Below are 15,278 nucleotides of genomic sequence, written 5' to 3' on the forward strand. Positions count from 1 at the left end.
ACAATTTCCCATGCAAATCACGCCAACACAATCTGTTGAATGCCCCAAATGCGCCCATCCGTCCGATGATGCGCGGCTCACCATGCATCGTGATGAGAGAATTTTCAGCCAATGCGGTACGTCTTACAAATTTTCAGAGGAACTTGAAAAGTTACAAAAGAAAAAACAGATCAAACGTGAAAAAGAACAGTCCAATAAGAACTTAAAAGAGCTGGGCATGTTCCCGCCCCCTGAAGATTTAACCCTGACCTATCGTCAAAGCGGTTTTTCAATTTCAATCCCCAGATCACGCCCACAAACGATTAAACTCGTTCGTTTTGTAATGTTTGCCATTGTGGGCGGTATCGCGCTTCTTACCTTCTTTCCACCACGATTTTCAATGGAAGCAGCACTCACTTTTTACACCGTTTTATATGTGAGTGGCCTTGCCTTTTACCTGCTAGTTTATTGGCCCGTCAAAGGCCGTCTTGTTATAAAAACCGACGGCATCAGGGGAAAAGCCAATTCAGAAGCCGGATTAGTCAGTTCGACAACAGACTTTGACTGGCAGGACGCTACTTCAATTTACGAAGGCTTGAATTGCCACGATTATGCCAATCAAAGGAATGCCATAGACATTTATTACATCGCCATAGATGGCAAAAACATAGATGCTTATTTTGGTGGAAGCCTTTCACGTGAAACCAGAACCTATCTCATTCGCCTTCTTCAAAGGTTACATCCCAAACACGAACTCTCTCAACCCGGTGACGTCGATTGGGACTTTACAGATATCAAAGAGGATAAAATTGATAAAACTGATAAAATTGTGGTTTAGGCTGAGTGGTATTGCCATCGCCCTATTCGGACTATCGGCCTGCAATGTACAACATACAACAATCGACAAAAACCCATTGCGAAAATCTTATGAACAGGAACAACTTGTCCAATACATAGGTCGCCTGAACAAAGAAATCGGGGGTTTTTGCACAGGTATTTTAATTGTGCCTGATCTCGTACTTACGGGAGGACATTGTTTTTATTCCACAAAAAAAGATGGCACCCTGGTTGCGCCTGAAACACTCCATTTTCTGCAAGGATATGAGCGTGGTGCCTTTATCATGCACGCAAAAGGTCGCGAAATGATCTTCCCTGACGAATTTGACTTCACAAAAGTCAAAAAGCTTGGGCAACAGAAACACAATTGGGCTCTTTTAAGGCTGGAAAAGAAAGTCAACCTCAGTACCCCGCCTCCCAGCTTCCGTCCCTTTTCATCAGAGGCCGAAACCACACTAAATATGGGCTATCTCTTGACAGAAAAACATAAAATCACCTTCAATACCCATTGCAACTATGACACACACGGTCCGTTAATATCCAGCAAATGCGGTCACGCCTTTATATCCGGTAATCCAATTCTGCAAAAAGATAAACAGGGCGAATGGTCCATTGTCGCCATGCATTTGTCCAGTTACAAAAATCGCCGATTTGCTATTCTCGTCGAAACCATTCTGGGTGAGCTCGCCAAAAAAGATGAGCTTCTCCATGAAGTTCTGAAGGCGCACAATCTTAAAACTGCAAAATAAGCACAGAATATTGGCAAATGAGTTTCACTTAACCAAGACGATTGAGACATATGGTTTGTGACATGAAAATCAATAGTATTGATGCTATCATGATCCCATGTCTGATTTTATCCGCAAATATCAAAGTGCTGAAACCTGTCACAGCCATGACGGGTTTCACCAGATCATCCTGCCCATCACCGGCAATCTGGAACTGGAAATTGACGGACAGGCAGGGGCCGTTGCCGGGCAAACCATCGGTATGGTCACGCAAGGCGAAAGCCATGCCTTTCGCGCCCAGGGCAACAACAGCTTTCTGGTCATGGATATTGATGAAAGCTTTGCCCAGCATGAACTGGAAGATATCTGGGTACGAGCCAGCGAGACCCCTTTTCACACCATGTCCCAGGCGTTGTTGAGCTTAAGCGATTATGCCGCTTTCTGCGCAAAGGACAACATGCCGGGCAACTGGCTGGAAACCTGGCAGCAGCTTTTCCTCACCACACTGGAATGTGATCTGGTCAACGATCTGCCCGCCCTGCCTGCGCGCATCGAAAAAGCCATTCATTTCATGCAAGCCAATCTCGGGCGAAAGATCAGTAATGCGGACCTGGCAGATGCCAGTTGCCTGTCGCCCGCACGCTTTTACGAATTGTTTCGAAAGGCAACCGGGGTCACGCCCCAGCAGTATCTCACGCAATCGCGCTTGAAAATGGCAAAACGGCTTTTACTGCAGGGCGATACTGTTTCCACCATCGCACAGGATGTCGGGTTTGCCGATCAAAGCAGCTTTGGTCGCGCTTTTCAGAAAACCTATGGCCTGTCGCCCGCCAAATGGCGCAAACAAGAGCTTGAAACCAAAAAACCGTAGCCTCTGCAGAGACCCTTCCCTCAATCATATGCAAGATTCTGAGATCTTTATCGAACACGGTCTCAATCATGAAAAACAAAGCAACACTTACCGGGATCAGCGCCATCATCATGTGGTCCCTTCTCGCCCTCTTCACCGCCCATACCCAAGGTATTCCGCCTTTCCAACTGCTCGCCTTAAGCTTCCTGGTTGGTGGCACCGTCGGGCTGATTTATCTGTTCAGACGGGGGCGTGAAGGTTTCCAGAAACTCAAACAGCCGCTTTCGGCCTGGGCACTTGGGGTGGGGGGATTGTTTGGTTATCACTTCCTCTATTTCACCGCCTTGTCCAACGCCCCTGTGGTCGATGCCAGTCTGATCGCCTATCTCTGGCCCTTGTTAATCGTGCTGTTCTCTGCCTTTCTCCCCGGGGAACGTCTTAAATGGTTTCATGTGGCAGGTGCCCTGACCGGATTATGTGGCGCTGCTTTACTTGTTCTTCAAAAAGGCAACCTGTCTTTTTCCGCAGACTATAGCTTCGGCTATCTCGCTGCTGTTGGATGCGCGCTGACATGGTCGATCTATTCCGTCCTGAACCGCACACAAGGGTCTGTACCGACTGAAACGGTGGCCGGGTTTTGCATTCTGACCGCCCTTCTGGCCTTTCTCTGTCACCTTATGTTTGAACAATGGGTCACGCCACCGCCCGCGCAATGGATTGCCATTCTCGGCTTAGGTATTGGCCCTGTGGGTGCGGCCTTCTACACCTGGGATTTTGGCACCAAACACGGCAACATCAAAATGCTTGGAGTTCTGTCTTATGGCGCGCCCTTGCTCAGCACCCTGTTGCTCACCATGACCGGACAGGCAAGTGCCACCTGGGCTTTGGGTGCGGCTTGTCTTTTGATCACAGGCGGTGCCGTCATTGCTTCGCTTGATTTTTTCAGGAAAGAGACGGCGTCATAGGGTCAGGGCAGATATTGATATCTGCATTATTCATACCTCCTGCTTCAACACAATAAAAAGGGGCAGAAACCTCCACCCCTTTTACATTCTCAGTCCTTCGATCTTCGGTAATCCAGCACGGGTAAACCAGCGATACCCCAGTCTTCCAGGGCGACTTCATCGATGACCACGAAGGTTGTGGTCGGATCTTTGTTCAAAACCTGTTCCAATAAGTCACTGACGCCTCTAATCAGGGCTGCCTTCTGCTCAGCACTCGGCCCCTGATTATCAGGGCCGCCTTCGCGGGTGACTTTGATATTTACATAAGGCATCTAGGCAACCTCCGGATTATAAGAGAAAATCTTCGCCATGATTTTCCAGACCCCGTCTTCCTTATAAAGGGTGAGGAAATCGGTATAGCGTCGGCCCATCATAGACATATTCAAACGCACAAAGGCCATGTTCGGGCCGCCAAATTCGATGGTGGTGACCCTTTCATCGCGCTGCTCACCGCGCGCTTTCGGTGGTTCCCGCCCGGTCACCACCGCCAGATAATCAGGGATGGTGCGGTTCAGGTAATCCCCGTTGGTGGTGCTGACATAAATCCCGTCTGTGCGCAGAACAGTTGCCAGCTTGCTCGCATCTGCCTCATAAAGCGCATCGAAATAGATAGAAAGCAAATCAAAGATTTGGTTGGTGTCCTCGCGTCGATCCGTCATCACACCAACCCTTCCGCCGCCATGGCTTTTTGGGTCGCCGCTCGTCCCGCCACACGTTGTACAAATTCTGACAGATTGGGCCAATTCGCAAGGTCGATATTGACGAAATTTGCCCAATTGCTGACCACAAACAGATAGGCATCGGCAACCGAGAAATCCTGCCCCAATAGATAGTCACGCCCATCGGCCAACAGACTTTCCACATAATCAAATTTTGTGGCAACCTGTTTGCCGGCTTTTTCTTTATCCGCATCCGTTGCCGCCGCAGAAAAGAACGGACCGAAAGCTTTATGCAGTTCAGAGGCTGTGTAGTTCAAATGTTCCTGAATGCGCGCCTTTTCAATCGTTCCGCTTTTTGGCGCATAGAAATCGGTGCCCTGTTCTGCCAGATACTGAAGGATAGAAGCCCCTTCGCTCAAGACTTCGCCCGTTTCCAGTTCCAACGCAGGCACATAGCCTTTCGGGTTGATTTTCAGGTAATCCTGCCCGCTTTGAGTTTGTTTGGTGTCAGTATCCACCTGTTCAATCTGATGATCCAGACCGATTTCATTCAGGATGATGTGAGAAGCCAGCGAACAAGCGCCCGGTTTAAAATAGAGTTTCATTTTTTGTCCAATCCATTTGGTTTATTTGGGAATGGACAAAGCTTATGTTGCTTATTTATAAAAAAATAATATTATAAATTCATAAAAATGATTACTTAAATTTACCATAAGGCATCCCATGACTTTGGAACAGCTGCGCGTTCTCAACGCCATTGTCACAGAAGGCACTTTCCATGGGGCCGCCCAGCGCCTGAATAAATCCCAACCCGCGCTTAGCCATATGATCAAGAAACTGGAAGAAGAAGTCGGTGTTGATCTGATCTCGCGCGCGTCCTACCGCCCGACCCTGACCCCCTCTGGCGAAATTTTTCACCGCAAAGCCCTGCGTGTCCTGCAGGAAGCACGTGAACTTAGCGAACTGTCGCATGATCTTTCCGGTCAGGAAGAGGCTGAGCTACATCTGGTCATAACCGCAACTTGTGAGCTTGCCCCGCTGCTGTCCATCATCGATCAAGTGCGCAGCCGATTTAAAAACACCCATATCCGCCTATCGATTGAGGCAATGGGTGGACCGATTGAAAAGCTGATGGAAGATGACGCGGACATGATCATCGCAACTTTTGACGGGGTGGTGCCGGAAAAAGTGGTTTCCGCGCCTTATCAAACCATCAACATCTACCCCGTCTGCCACAAGGACTATCCACCCGCGAAAGCTTCAGGGCCAATCGTCAGCACAGAGATGCGCGATTTTCCACAGATTGTTGTGTCGGATAAAAGCACACCCGCCTATCAGCAAAGTCGCAACCTGTTTGAAGAAAACCAACGTTGGAGCGTATCTGATTTTGCGTCTAAAAAACAAATCATTATGTCAGCCATGGGATGGGGCGGTCTGCCGGAACATCTGATTGAGGATGAATTAAAATCCGGCGACCTGATTGCCCTTAACCTGGAACAATTCCCCGTGCGCCATTCCAAACTGATGCTGATGCGCAAGCGCACACAAGTCCATGGCCCCGTTGCCAAGGCCCTGTGGAAAGCAATTCTCAGCTAAGGGTCATTCTTTCAACAAAACCTTGAGCCAGGCCAAAAGGGCTTTATATCTGGCAGTTTCGGCGAATCCAGGCGAGCAAACCAACCAGTAGGCGGCATCCATCAAAATGGCAGGACCCACAAGCTTCAAAAAACCCTGTTCCATATCCTGTTCAATCAGCAAGGTACGCCCGAGACCCACCCCCACCCCATTGATGGCAGCCTGCAGCATCAGGTCGGCACGATCAAACCCGACTGCTGGCTGGGTCATCTGGAAATCAAATCCGCAGTGGGATTTATAATAAGACCAACTGAAATCGGTTTTATCTTCACGTCCCGTATGATCCTGTAAATAAAGGGTCTGTGCATTTTCAAACACATCATCACCATAAGCAGGCGAGGCCACAGGCACCAGATAGGCCTGTTTCAAAAAGGTCGAATGAAGCCCAGGATAAGGCCCGCGCCCAAACCGGATCGCCACATCTGCCTGCTGGGATGAAAAATCAACCACCTCATCATTGATATCCAACGCCAAATCCAACCCGGCCTCCCGTGCCTTCGACAAGTGCGGCAGAACCCATTTCATGGCAAGAGAGGAAGAAACAGACAGCCGAATAGTTTCCGACGTTTTGAAATTTTCCAGCGCCCGATAGGCCTGATGCCAGCGTTGCTGCTGATCCGTTGCCGCTTCGAACAGAATCTGTCCCATGTCGGTCAGCTGCACAACCCGGGTGGTACGTTCAAACAAGGCAAACCCCAAGGCCTCTTCCAACAGGCGCACGCGGTGGCTGATGGCCGATTGCTGCACGCCCAACAGTTCTGCTGCCTTGCTGAAACTGCCTGTCTTGCCAAGGGCAGCAACCATGGGGGCGGACTGACCCATTTTGGAAATAAACGCACCCCTTGCCATATTCATGATATTTTCTCACTTATATATGAATGGAATTCTATTCAGTATGCATGTTTTTATAAAGATAGCTAAACTTAATCAGGAAGAATTTATGAATTTATCTAACGAAAATACCAACCCATTAAATATCCAGATCGTCAATGCCTTCATCAAGGATGGACAAGGCGGCAATCCGGCAGGCGTGGTTTTAAATGCGGATGACCTGACAGACACTGACATGCTGAGCATCGCCAAAAAAGTTGGCCTTTCTGAAACGGCCTTTGTCTCTGCGTCGAACATTGCGGGCTTCAAGCTGGATTTCTTCACCCCCAACCGCCGCATCGCCCATTGCGGCCATGCCACCATCGCGACCTTTTCCTATCTGGCGAGCCTTGGACTGGTTGAAGACGGGGAGACGTCCAAGGAAACCGTGGACGGCCCACGCAAAATCATCCTGAAAGAAGGGGCCGCCTTTATGGAACAATTGGCCCCTGCATATCGCAATGCGAAGGATTGGGAAAAAGACGGGGTAACGCTGGATGATGTGTTAACCTCCCTTGGCCTGCAAGAAGGCGACCTTGCAGGTGATGTCGAACCGTTTGTAGTCAATACCGGAAACAACTTCCTTGTGCTCGGCGTGAAAGATCAAACCATCTTGCAGAAACTGATCACCAGACCCAATCAGATCACAGAGATCAGCGACAAGTTGGACCTGATTGGCTATTACATCTTCACCACACAAACCAACACAAGTGACGCCACCACCCGCATGTTCGCCCCGCGCTATGAAATTGCCGAAGAAGCCGCAACAGGCATGGCCGCCGGGCCACTGGCTTGCGTGCTTTATGATCACCTGAATATCAAGAAAGATACCTTCCTGATTGAACAGGGCGAATTTATGGATACCCCCTCACCCAGCCTGATCACGGTTGAGCTCAACATCAAAGACGGAGAAATCCAGAACCTGATGGCAGGCGGATATGGCAAGGTCATGCAGAATTTGAAGGTCACCCTTTGACCAAGGAAAACCCCGGTCCTGTCAAAGACCGGGGCATTTTCGTTATGCAGGCAAGGCACCCAGGGCTTGCTTGATGATCCCATCACGATCAATGCCGTAATGTTTATAAAGATCCTGCACTGTTCCGGTTTGTCCGAAATGTTCAACACCTAACGGAACCGTGCGATGCCCGCCAACCGAACCCAGCCAGGCCAGGGTTGCCGGATGACCGTCAATCACCGTCAGAATCGCGCAATGTTTCGGCAAATCCTGAAACAGTCGCTCCACATGACAGGTGGCCTGATCATTACCGCGTGCACGATCTCTTTGCGCCGCCGTCCAGCCCGCGTTCAGTCGATCCGCTGACGTTACCGCCAAAACGCCAATATCACGACGTTGGGAGGCCAGAAAACCTGCGGCTTCCAACGCCTCAGGCGCTACTGCCCCCTGATAAGCAATAACCAGTTCACAGTTCGCCCCCGGTTTGCGCCACCAGTACGCACCGTCAATGGTGCCTTGCTTGAAATCATCATCCAGACGTTTGGCCGGTTGTTCAATGGGGCGCGTCGTCAGACGCAGATAGACTGAACCGCCCGTTTCATCACGCAACCAGGTCCGTTCATCCGGGTCACCTTCCCCGTCTTTCTGCATATAGTTAAACGACCAGTTCATAATGACGGACAGTTCATCCATATAGGCAGGTTCAAACGAGGCCAGACCATCCTGGCTCATGCCGATTAACGGTGTGCCGATAGATTGATGGGCACCACCTTCAGGTGCCAAAGTCACGCCTGATGGCGTGCCGACAATCATAAATCGCGCATCCTGATAACAGGCATAATTCAACGCATCCAGACCGCGACAGACAAACGGATCATAGACCGTCCCGATGGGCAACAGACGTTTGCCAAACAGGGAATGGGATAACCCGGCTGCCCCCAGCATCAAAAACAGGTTCATTTCCGCAATGCCCAGTTCAATATGCTGACCATCCTTGTTGAAGGTCCATTTCTGTGTGGACGGGATTTTTTCTTCCTGAAATGTATCCTTCAAAACGTGACGGTCAAACAATCCGCGACGGTTCACCCACGGTCCCAGATTGGTGGACACCGTCACGTCAGGTGAGGTTGTGACAATCCGTTCCGCCAGTTCCGTATCGCCTTTTGAAATTTCGTCCAAGATTTTACCAAAGGCCATCTGGGTGGAAATCTCGCGATCAGACGAGGCTGTGGTCATGGGTGCTTCAATCACCTTGTCCGAATAACGCCGCATTCCTTTGGCAAAAAATGGCACTTCATCCAGAAAGGCCTGCAGTTCATCTTTTTGATCTACCGTTGCGAACTTGTCCCATTCCTCCCCTTCAGGCACACCCATATCTTTTTGCCATTGGGCCATCTGGGTTTTGTTCATCAATCCGGCGTGATTATCCTTGTGACCTGCCAGAGGCGTGCCCCAGCCTTTGACCGTATAAGCCAGGAAGCAAACCGGGCGGTCATGGTCAATGGCATCAAAAGCAGTCGCCATGGTTTCAACGCAGTTCCCACCGAGATTTTCCATCAGGCCAGCCAATTCATCATCGCTGTAGCTTTCAATCAGGGCCGTGACCTCGCCCTGATCCCCCAGATCATCCAGCAACCGTTCACGCCAGACCGCACCACCTTGATAGGTCAGGGCGGAATAAAGCTGGTTGGGACAGGCATCGATCCAGTTTTTCAACGCCTCACCCCCCGGTTTTTGAAAGGCAGCTTGTTGTAAAACACCATATTTGATCTTCACAACTTCCCAGCCGAAGGAATGAAACACGCCTGTAATGCGTTCCCACAACCCTTCGCGCACAACGCCATCTAGCGACTGACGATTGTAATCAACGATCCACCAGCAATTGCGCAGGTCATGCTTCCAGCCTTCCTGCAGACATTCATAGATGTTGCCCTCATCCATTTCCGCATCGCCAACCAGTGAAATCATGCGCCCAAAGGGAATGTCTTTGCCCCATTTCTTGGCCTCGACATAATCCTGAACGATGGAGGCAAAGGCCGTGATGGCAACGCCTAGCCCAACCGAGCCTGTTGAAAAATCGACATCATCGATATCTTTAATGCGCGACGGATATGATTGAACCCCGCCAAAACCACGGAAATTCTTCATCCGGTCCAGATCCTGATTGCCCATCAGATACTGCATGGCATGAAAGATGGGCGAGGCATGGGGCTTTACGGCAACCCGGTCTTCGGGTTTCAGCGCAGAGAAATAAAGCGCCGTCATGATCGAGACACAGGATGCAGAAGAGGCCTGATGACCGCCGACTTTGACCCCATCTTCTTTGACACGCAGATTATTGGCATTGTGGATCATCCAGTGAGACAGCCACAGCAAGCGTTGTTCGATGGTTTTCAGATGGGAAATGGTCATTGTCTTCGTCCTTGTTCAAAATCTCTGCACACATATTTTCAATTCTTTATTCCCTTTCATTATACGCGTGCCAATCCGCCACTTCTCAGCTATTATCACTACAAATTTTCAATTATTAGCGACATTAACCAAGAAATTATATATTATGAGTGATAAACACCACATCGATGAAACATCACGCGCGATCCTGGCTGAGCTGCAAAAGGATGGTCGCCTTAGTATTCAGGAACTGAGTGCGCGGGTAAATCTAAGCCCCACCCCAGTAGCGCGTCGCCTTCGGGCCATGGAAGAAAGCGGACTGATCACGGGCTATAGCGTCCGACTGGATGAAGAAAAAACCGGCTATCCTTTCACTGTCTTTATCTCCGTTTCCCTTAACCGACAGATCGATAATGCGCTGCAGACGTTTGAAAATGCCGTTAAAGCTTTTCCCGAAGTAGTGGATTGCTGGCTGATGACGGGAAACCGGGACTATCTGCTGCGGGTTGCAACAGCGGGCCTGCGCGAATATGAAACATTCCTGACCGGACGTTTCAACAAAATCCCCGGCGTGGAAACCATCGAAACGTCCGTACCGCTGCGTCGTGTCAAAGGCGAACTGGAACGCTTACCTTAACCGACCTCAACGGCTCACCAACAACTTCACACCCAGCCCCAGCAGACATAGCCCCGCCACTTTTTCAATTTTGCTTTACGGTCTAAACATCGAGGCCTTGAAGGCTCCATGCGTCATGTAATAGGCCACGAAGGAAAACCAGACCAGATGAACTACCGCGACGAAGAGACCAATCCCGACCTTCATGAAAACCCAAAGCATGACGACATGCGTCAAACCTTCATGGATTGGATGAAAGCATCCTTTAACTGATCGCTTTCGGCTTATATATGTCAGCTATCATTTTTGCTTCTTCCTTGCCGCCTGGAATCGCCTTATGCTTACTAAGAATATACTTTGGAAACTTAGTAGGTAAATACACCTCGCGGAACCAACGCCTGAATTCACCTAAGGCTGCATCTGGATAAGCATTCGCTTTTTGAGGATTTGAACGAGATTGCCGGAAAGCTTCTGGATAAAAATGATCATATTCAATTCGTTCACCATATTTATCAGCCAAGTTTTGATCTCTCCACAGGTTTCCCCAGTGAATACCAACACTGCCATCTGGCACGGTCTTATCATTGATAATCACTCCCGCCTTGATCATATCTACAATCATTCCATTTGATTCATTGAATATCGAAAAATACCCCACAGGTACGCTATCTTTGAGTATAGAAACACGGTCAGTATAATGCTTCCAGCTATCATTTAATGCTTGAGCTGGATCATATCCTACTTTTTCATAAATAAAGTCCCGTAGGGTTTTACGTGCTAAAAACCTATATCTTTTAACAGCTTCTTCAGTCCGTGCTTCAAATGCATAGTACTCAAGTATTGCCATACACACGACATCTGGAAAGGCATTAATCTCTTGATTGGTTCCAACTTCTACTTTGATGAAAAGGTTGTCATCGAAATATTTATGTTCTTTAAGAATATCATTAATAAAAAGCCCTCGCGGTTTGTCCCTTTCATTTTTCCAATCACCCGCAAGAGCCCTAATTGAACTAGCACCTACTCCACATAGTCGTGCCACTCCAGCTTGTGTCAAATAAGGCACACCATTAGTAAGAACGCCCATACCGATGCCGTCAATTTCAGCGCTTTTTTCCGAGGCAAACAATGGCAAACCACTTACCGACAATGATGGGGGGACTTTCACCGAAACTTTATCATTTGGCATGTATCAAACTCCTGAACAATTGTCGGAACAAACTTAACCTTGTTTAAAATTTACCAAAAATATACTTTAAAATAATCATACTCGTAAATATATATTTCAAGATTTGAATAAACGAATAAACTATTCTATATTCTCTATAAAATTGTTTAAACTGTGCCGTAAATAGTAACGAATAATTATTCTAACAGTTTTCAAGTTAACTGATCTTCGCCAACAATTTACGCAGTGTTTCGCTTTCCTCTGCACTTAAATTTTCCAACATTTTGTCTTCGGTGGCGACATGGGAGACCACCAATCCTTCTACCATCTCGAATCCCGCATCAGTCAGGGCGATTTTGAGGCCGCGACGATCGTTAGGGTCCGTAATCCGTTCAATCAGCCCTCGTTTTTCCAGACGATCCAGACGGTTTGTCATGGCAGAGGTGGAGAGCATCATTTCTTTTGCCAAAACGGATGGCGACAGTGTTTCACCACGGCCCTGTCGGCGCAGGGTCAGGATCACGTCAAACTGTGGAAAATCAAGGTCATAGTTCTTTAAATTCGCCATCACGCCCTGGCGCAATATTTCGCCCGCACGCCAAATATCACCGCAGATCGCCATGGATGTCGGGTCGATATCGGGGCGTTCCGTTCGCCATTGCGCCAGAATATCATCAATATTTTTTGTGCCCGAAGCTTGACTCATCTCAGACTTATCCTATATAGCTTGATGTAAAGTAATTCGATATCAAACTATATTACATCGAATTACATACTCAAATTAGCCTCTCAGCCCCTTTATGTAAAGGATAAGACCATGGATATGATCCGAAAAAGCGCTCACCCCGTCGATCCCCTCTTCACCAACCGTTGGTCCCCACGTGCTTTTGATGCCCAACCTATGCCTGAAGAAGACATCTTAAGCATGCTTGAAGCTGCCCGCTGGGCGCCCAGTGCCTATAACATTCAGCCCTGGCGCTTTGTCTATATTCAGCGTGAAGACAGCCAATGGCCGGACTATGTCGGACTTCTGGATGAATTCAACGCTGCCTGGGCGAAAGAAGCTTCTGCCCTGATCTTTTTGCTGTCGGATAAACTGGTGGATCGCGAAGGCGAAACAGAACCACGCCCTTCCAATTACCATAGCTTTGATGCGGGCGCTGCCTGGGCACAGCTGGCCCTGCAGGCAACCCAGATGGGATATAGCGCGCATGCTATGGCAGGCGTTTTGTTCGATAAAGCCCAAGCGCAACTAAACGCACCGGATCGTTTCAAACTGGAAATCGCCATCGCCGTCGGCAAACGCAGTGATCCATCTGATCTACCAAAACATCTGCAACAGATGGAAAGCCCAAGCCAACGTAAAGATTTTGACGAAATCGCGTTTAAAAAAGGCCTTCCCAATGTTTAATTTCCTCGTCATTCCTGCGAAGGCAGGAATCTTCCATCGCGAGACCCCTGCCTTCGCTGGGATGACATACCTTCAAATACGGTGGGAGAAGCAAACTCATGTCTAAATTGCTGGAAAACCCCGTCAGTCTGTTGTTAATGACAGGCTTTCTCCTTGGCCTCTATCTGCCGCTTGGCAAAATCGCCAGCCTCAATCAAATCTCCCCCATTCTTTGGGCCATGGTGGTATCGCTTGGAGCAGTGGTGATCCTCTTACCGATCCTGTTAAAACAAAGACGCCTGCACCTACCCAAACGTCATATGCTGCGCTATGTCCTCATCTCCGGGCTGATTTCCTACGTTATCCCCAATATCCTGCTGTTCAAAGTCATGGCTTATGTGGGATCTGGTTATATGGGGTTGATGTATGCGCTTTCCCCGGTCTTTACCCTGGGCTTTGCCGTGCTATTCGCCATGAAGACACCTAACATGCTGGGTATTTTCGGCATCACGGTCGGGCTGGTCGGGGCCATTGTTGTCACCCTGACACGCAGCACGGCACCGGATGCGCCAGAATTTATCTGGATCATGGCCGCCCTGTTTGTGCCCGTCAGTCTGGCCTGCGGCAATATCTATCGCACCCTTGACTGGCCAGAAGGTGCAACCCCGGACATGCTGGCCTTCTGGAGCCATGTTGCCAGCGTAGTTTTTTTCGCTATCATCCTGTTCTTTAAGGATGGAAGCCTGCTATTGGAAAGTTTGAATGCAGCCCCCACAGTGACATTCCTTCAGCTCATTGTCGGTGGATTAACCTTCCCGGTTCTCTTCCGTTTGCAACAAAAGGGCGGGCCTGTTCTGTTAAGCCAGATCGGCTATATCGCAGCAGGTGTCGGTCTTGTCGCTGCAACCGTATTCTTGGGTGAAATCTATCCCTCTGCCACCTGGCTCGGAGCCGGGATCATTGCTATCGGAATTGCCATTTCCATTATCTCCCAAACCCAGACAGGAAAGCAGGCACCTGCTACGTAGAAATCGTGAGAAGAAGAAGAAGCTTGAAACGGGGTGTGTTATATTATAACACTTAGGCCAAAGGAGTTCCCATGGCTGATAAAATCCCCGTTTCCGTCCTCACCGGTTTTCTAGGCAGTGGCAAGTCCACCTTGCTTTCCGACATTCTGCAGACCGAGGAATTCGGCAATACGGCCGTCATCGTCAATGAATTTGGCGAAGTGGGACTGGATGATTTTCTGGTGGTCCATAGCGATGAACAGATCGTTGAAATGACAACGGGATGTTTGTGCTGCACCGTGCGTGGCGATATCACCGAGACCATGCTCCATCTGCTGGAAAACCGTAAAGAAGGTTATATCAAAGCCTTTGACCAGATCATCATTGAAACAACGGGCCTGGCCGATCCAGCCCCGGTGATCCATACGCTGACAACCCACCCGCAGTTAATGTCTCACATTAAACTGAATGGCGCGCTTGTGACATTGGATGCGGTCAATGGTCTGCATACCCTTGATCAATATGACGAATGCGTCAAACAGATCGCACTTGCCGACCGGATCGTGCTGACCAAAACGGATATGGGAATTGACCCAGCAGCCCTGCATGACCTGAACGTCAAAACCCGCCAGATCAACCAGATCGCGGAATTAATCGACAAACCAACAGAACGCAAAGACCTGCCTGCCCTGTTCGAATTTGCCGAACTGGATGAAAAAGCCAGTCATCAAGATTTGTCTGACTGGTTAGGCATCAAATCAAACAATCATGATCATGGGTACGACCATCACCACGATCACGACCACCATGACCATGGGCATAGTCATGATCACCACCCTCATGATCATCATCACCATGGAAATATCCATACCTTCACCATCACCATTGATGAACCTGTAAACCAGCAAGCCTTTGTTCTGGCCATGCAGATGCTGATCAGCAATCAGGGCAAGGATTTGTTGCGCATGAAAGGCGTAATTAATCTGGCGGAAGTGCCGGAACGTCCCTATATTATCCATGGTGTGCAGCATGTTTTCCATGAACCGGCGGAACTTCCCGCCTGGCCGGACGATAACCGACAAACGACCATTGTGTTCATCACACGCGACATACCAAAAGAGACAATTGAGCTTTATTTCAAAACATGGTTGAACCCCGACCGTGTTGAAATGTTGCAAGGGTAAGTTAT

Annotated in this window: 18 protein-coding genes; 11 read left to right on the top strand and 7 right to left on the bottom strand. The window is 49.0% G+C overall.

Going from position 1 to position 15,278, the window contains the following annotated elements; all coding sequences use genetic code 11:
* The first annotated feature begins 10 nt into the window (after positions 1-10).
* From RYZ26_RS12795 to yddG, 4 genes are all read left to right on the top strand, one after another.
* Positions 11-817, top strand: a complete 807-nt coding sequence (locus RYZ26_RS12795) for a hypothetical protein (protein ID WP_317683612.1) — start codon at positions 11-13, stop codon at positions 815-817.
* Positions 747-1,565: a trypsin-like serine peptidase gene (locus RYZ26_RS12800; protein ID WP_317683680.1), complete on the top strand. Its 819-nt coding sequence runs from the start codon at positions 747-749 to the stop codon at positions 1,563-1,565. Before RYZ26_RS12795 ends, RYZ26_RS12800 begins: the two co-directional genes overlap by 71 nt.
* 97 nt (positions 1,566-1,662) lie before the next feature.
* Complete coding sequence (locus RYZ26_RS12805; RefSeq protein WP_317683613.1) at positions 1,663-2,415, top strand: AraC family transcriptional regulator; 753 nt, start codon at positions 1,663-1,665, stop codon at positions 2,413-2,415.
* Between the two features lie 68 nt (positions 2,416-2,483).
* On the top strand, positions 2,484-3,359 hold the full coding sequence (yddG, locus tag RYZ26_RS12810) for an aromatic amino acid exporter YddG (RefSeq protein WP_317683614.1): 876 nt from the start codon (positions 2,484-2,486) through the stop codon (positions 3,357-3,359).
* A gap of 89 nt (positions 3,360-3,448) precedes the next feature.
* On the opposite strand, the gene RYZ26_RS12815 is transcribed toward yddG, so the two are convergent.
* The 3 genes from RYZ26_RS12815 to gstA are packed head-to-tail and all read right to left on the bottom strand — an operon-like array spanning position 3,449 to position 4,662.
* Positions 3,449-3,670, bottom strand: coding sequence for a tautomerase family protein (locus tag RYZ26_RS12815; protein WP_317683615.1), 222 nt, complete (start codon positions 3,668-3,670; stop codon positions 3,449-3,451).
* On the bottom strand, positions 3,671-4,057 hold the full coding sequence (locus RYZ26_RS12820) for a nuclear transport factor 2 family protein (protein WP_317683616.1): 387 nt from the start codon (positions 4,055-4,057) through the stop codon (positions 3,671-3,673).
* Positions 4,057-4,662, bottom strand: a complete 606-nt coding sequence (gstA, locus tag RYZ26_RS12825; protein ID WP_317683617.1) for a glutathione transferase GstA — start codon at positions 4,660-4,662, stop codon at positions 4,057-4,059. Before gstA ends, RYZ26_RS12820 begins: the two co-directional genes overlap by 1 nt.
* A gap of 118 nt (positions 4,663-4,780) precedes the next feature.
* On the opposite strand from gstA, the gene RYZ26_RS12830 reads away from it, so the two are divergent.
* Positions 4,781-5,653 carry a LysR family transcriptional regulator gene (locus RYZ26_RS12830; RefSeq protein WP_317683618.1) on the top strand — a complete coding sequence of 291 codons (873 nt, stop codon included), beginning with the start codon at positions 4,781-4,783 and terminating at the stop codon, positions 5,651-5,653.
* A 3-nt stretch (positions 5,654-5,656) separates the two neighbouring features.
* Here the strand turns inward: RYZ26_RS12830 and RYZ26_RS12835 are convergent, their stop codons facing one another.
* A complete protein-coding gene (locus tag RYZ26_RS12835) occupies positions 5,657-6,547 on the bottom strand; it encodes a LysR substrate-binding domain-containing protein (protein WP_317683619.1) in 891 nt (296 codons plus the stop codon).
* Positions 6,548-6,632: 85 nt separating this feature from the next.
* Here RYZ26_RS12835 and RYZ26_RS12840 point away from each other — a divergent pair, with 85 nt between their 5' ends.
* A complete protein-coding gene (locus tag RYZ26_RS12840; RefSeq protein WP_317683620.1) occupies positions 6,633-7,538 on the top strand; it encodes a PhzF family phenazine biosynthesis protein in 906 nt (301 codons plus the stop codon).
* Between the two features lie 42 nt (positions 7,539-7,580).
* Here the strand turns inward: RYZ26_RS12840 and RYZ26_RS12845 are convergent, their stop codons facing one another.
* Positions 7,581-9,929, bottom strand: coding sequence for a transketolase (locus RYZ26_RS12845; RefSeq protein WP_317683621.1), 2,349 nt, complete (start codon positions 9,927-9,929; stop codon positions 7,581-7,583).
* 145 nt (positions 9,930-10,074) lie between these two features.
* Between RYZ26_RS12845 and RYZ26_RS12850 the strand changes: the two genes are divergently transcribed.
* Together RYZ26_RS12850 and RYZ26_RS12855 are read left to right on the top strand one after the other, a co-directional pair.
* On the top strand, positions 10,075-10,545 hold the full coding sequence (locus RYZ26_RS12850; RefSeq protein ID WP_317683622.1) for an Lrp/AsnC family transcriptional regulator: 471 nt from the start codon (positions 10,075-10,077) through the stop codon (positions 10,543-10,545).
* Positions 10,546-10,653: 108 nt separating this feature from the next.
* The gene (locus RYZ26_RS12855) at positions 10,654-10,797 is read left to right on the top strand and encodes a hypothetical protein (RefSeq protein WP_317683623.1); all 144 of its coding nucleotides are present in this window, start codon (positions 10,654-10,656) and stop codon (positions 10,795-10,797) included.
* Here RYZ26_RS12855 and RYZ26_RS12860 read toward each other — a convergent pair.
* Both RYZ26_RS12860 and RYZ26_RS12865 read right to left on the bottom strand, forming a co-directional pair.
* Positions 10,790-11,713 (bottom strand): BstA C-terminal domain-containing protein, encoded by a 924-nt coding sequence (locus tag RYZ26_RS12860; protein WP_317683624.1) that lies wholly within the window; start codon positions 11,711-11,713, stop codon positions 10,790-10,792. The two genes, RYZ26_RS12855 and RYZ26_RS12860, sit on opposite strands and share 8 nt — an antisense overlap.
* A gap of 196 nt (positions 11,714-11,909) precedes the next feature.
* A complete protein-coding gene (locus RYZ26_RS12865) occupies positions 11,910-12,398 on the bottom strand; it encodes a MarR family winged helix-turn-helix transcriptional regulator (RefSeq protein ID WP_317683625.1) in 489 nt (162 codons plus the stop codon).
* Positions 12,399-12,509: 111 nt separating this feature from the next.
* On the opposite strand from RYZ26_RS12865, the gene RYZ26_RS12870 reads away from it, so the two are divergent.
* From RYZ26_RS12870 to RYZ26_RS12880, 3 genes are all read left to right on the top strand, one after another.
* On the top strand, positions 12,510-13,103 hold the full coding sequence (locus RYZ26_RS12870; RefSeq protein WP_317683626.1) for a nitroreductase family protein: 594 nt from the start codon (positions 12,510-12,512) through the stop codon (positions 13,101-13,103).
* Positions 13,104-13,201: 98 nt separating this feature from the next.
* A complete protein-coding gene (locus tag RYZ26_RS12875) occupies positions 13,202-14,110 on the top strand; it encodes a DMT family transporter (protein ID WP_317683627.1) in 909 nt (302 codons plus the stop codon).
* Between the two features lie 71 nt (positions 14,111-14,181).
* Positions 14,182-15,273 carry a CobW family GTP-binding protein gene (locus RYZ26_RS12880; RefSeq protein WP_317683628.1) on the top strand — a complete coding sequence of 364 codons (1,092 nt, stop codon included), beginning with the start codon at positions 14,182-14,184 and terminating at the stop codon, positions 15,271-15,273.
* Positions 15,274-15,278 lie beyond the last annotated feature (5 nt).

The organism is Terasakiella sediminum (assembly GCF_033100395.1).
In the GTDB taxonomy this organism is placed as follows: Bacteria; Pseudomonadota; Alphaproteobacteria; order Rhodospirillales; family Terasakiellaceae; genus Terasakiella.

Bases quoted from the DNA above. Each gene is read 5' to 3' on its own strand.
- RYZ26_RS12860 (WP_317683624.1), bottom strand. From the start codon at position 11,713: ATGCCAAATGATAAAGTTTCGGTGAAAGTCCCCCCATCATTGTCGGTA.
- RYZ26_RS12835 (WP_317683619.1), bottom strand. From the start codon at position 6,547: ATGAATATGGCAAGGGGTGCGTTTATTTCCAAAATGGGTCAGTCCGCC.
- RYZ26_RS12845 (WP_317683621.1), bottom strand. From the start codon at position 9,929: ATGACCATTTCCCATCTGAAAACCATCGAACAACGCTTGCTGTGGCTG.
- RYZ26_RS12815 (WP_317683615.1), bottom strand. From the start codon at position 3,670: ATGCCTTATGTAAATATCAAAGTCACCCGCGAAGGCGGCCCTGATAAT.
- RYZ26_RS12805 (WP_317683613.1), top strand. From the start codon at position 1,663: ATGTCTGATTTTATCCGCAAATATCAAAGTGCTGAAACCTGTCACAGC.
- RYZ26_RS12865 (WP_317683625.1), bottom strand. From the start codon at position 12,398: ATGAGTCAAGCTTCGGGCACAAAAAATATTGATGATATTCTGGCGCAA.
- RYZ26_RS12875 (WP_317683627.1), top strand. From the start codon at position 13,202: ATGTCTAAATTGCTGGAAAACCCCGTCAGTCTGTTGTTAATGACAGGC.
- RYZ26_RS12870 (WP_317683626.1), top strand. From the start codon at position 12,510: ATGGATATGATCCGAAAAAGCGCTCACCCCGTCGATCCCCTCTTCACC.
- RYZ26_RS12850 (WP_317683622.1), top strand. From the start codon at position 10,075: ATGAGTGATAAACACCACATCGATGAAACATCACGCGCGATCCTGGCT.
- RYZ26_RS12830 (WP_317683618.1), top strand. From the start codon at position 4,781: ATGACTTTGGAACAGCTGCGCGTTCTCAACGCCATTGTCACAGAAGGC.
- RYZ26_RS12840 (WP_317683620.1), top strand. From the start codon at position 6,633: ATGAATTTATCTAACGAAAATACCAACCCATTAAATATCCAGATCGTC.
- RYZ26_RS12880 (WP_317683628.1), top strand. From the start codon at position 14,182: ATGGCTGATAAAATCCCCGTTTCCGTCCTCACCGGTTTTCTAGGCAGT.
- RYZ26_RS12820 (WP_317683616.1), bottom strand. From the start codon at position 4,057: ATGACGGATCGACGCGAGGACACCAACCAAATCTTTGATTTGCTTTCT.
- yddG (WP_317683614.1), top strand. From the start codon at position 2,484: ATGAAAAACAAAGCAACACTTACCGGGATCAGCGCCATCATCATGTGG.
- gstA (WP_317683617.1), bottom strand. From the start codon at position 4,662: ATGAAACTCTATTTTAAACCGGGCGCTTGTTCGCTGGCTTCTCACATC.
- RYZ26_RS12795 (WP_317683612.1), top strand. From the start codon at position 11: ATGCAAATCACGCCAACACAATCTGTTGAATGCCCCAAATGCGCCCAT.
- RYZ26_RS12855 (WP_317683623.1), top strand. From the start codon at position 10,654: ATGCGTCATGTAATAGGCCACGAAGGAAAACCAGACCAGATGAACTAC.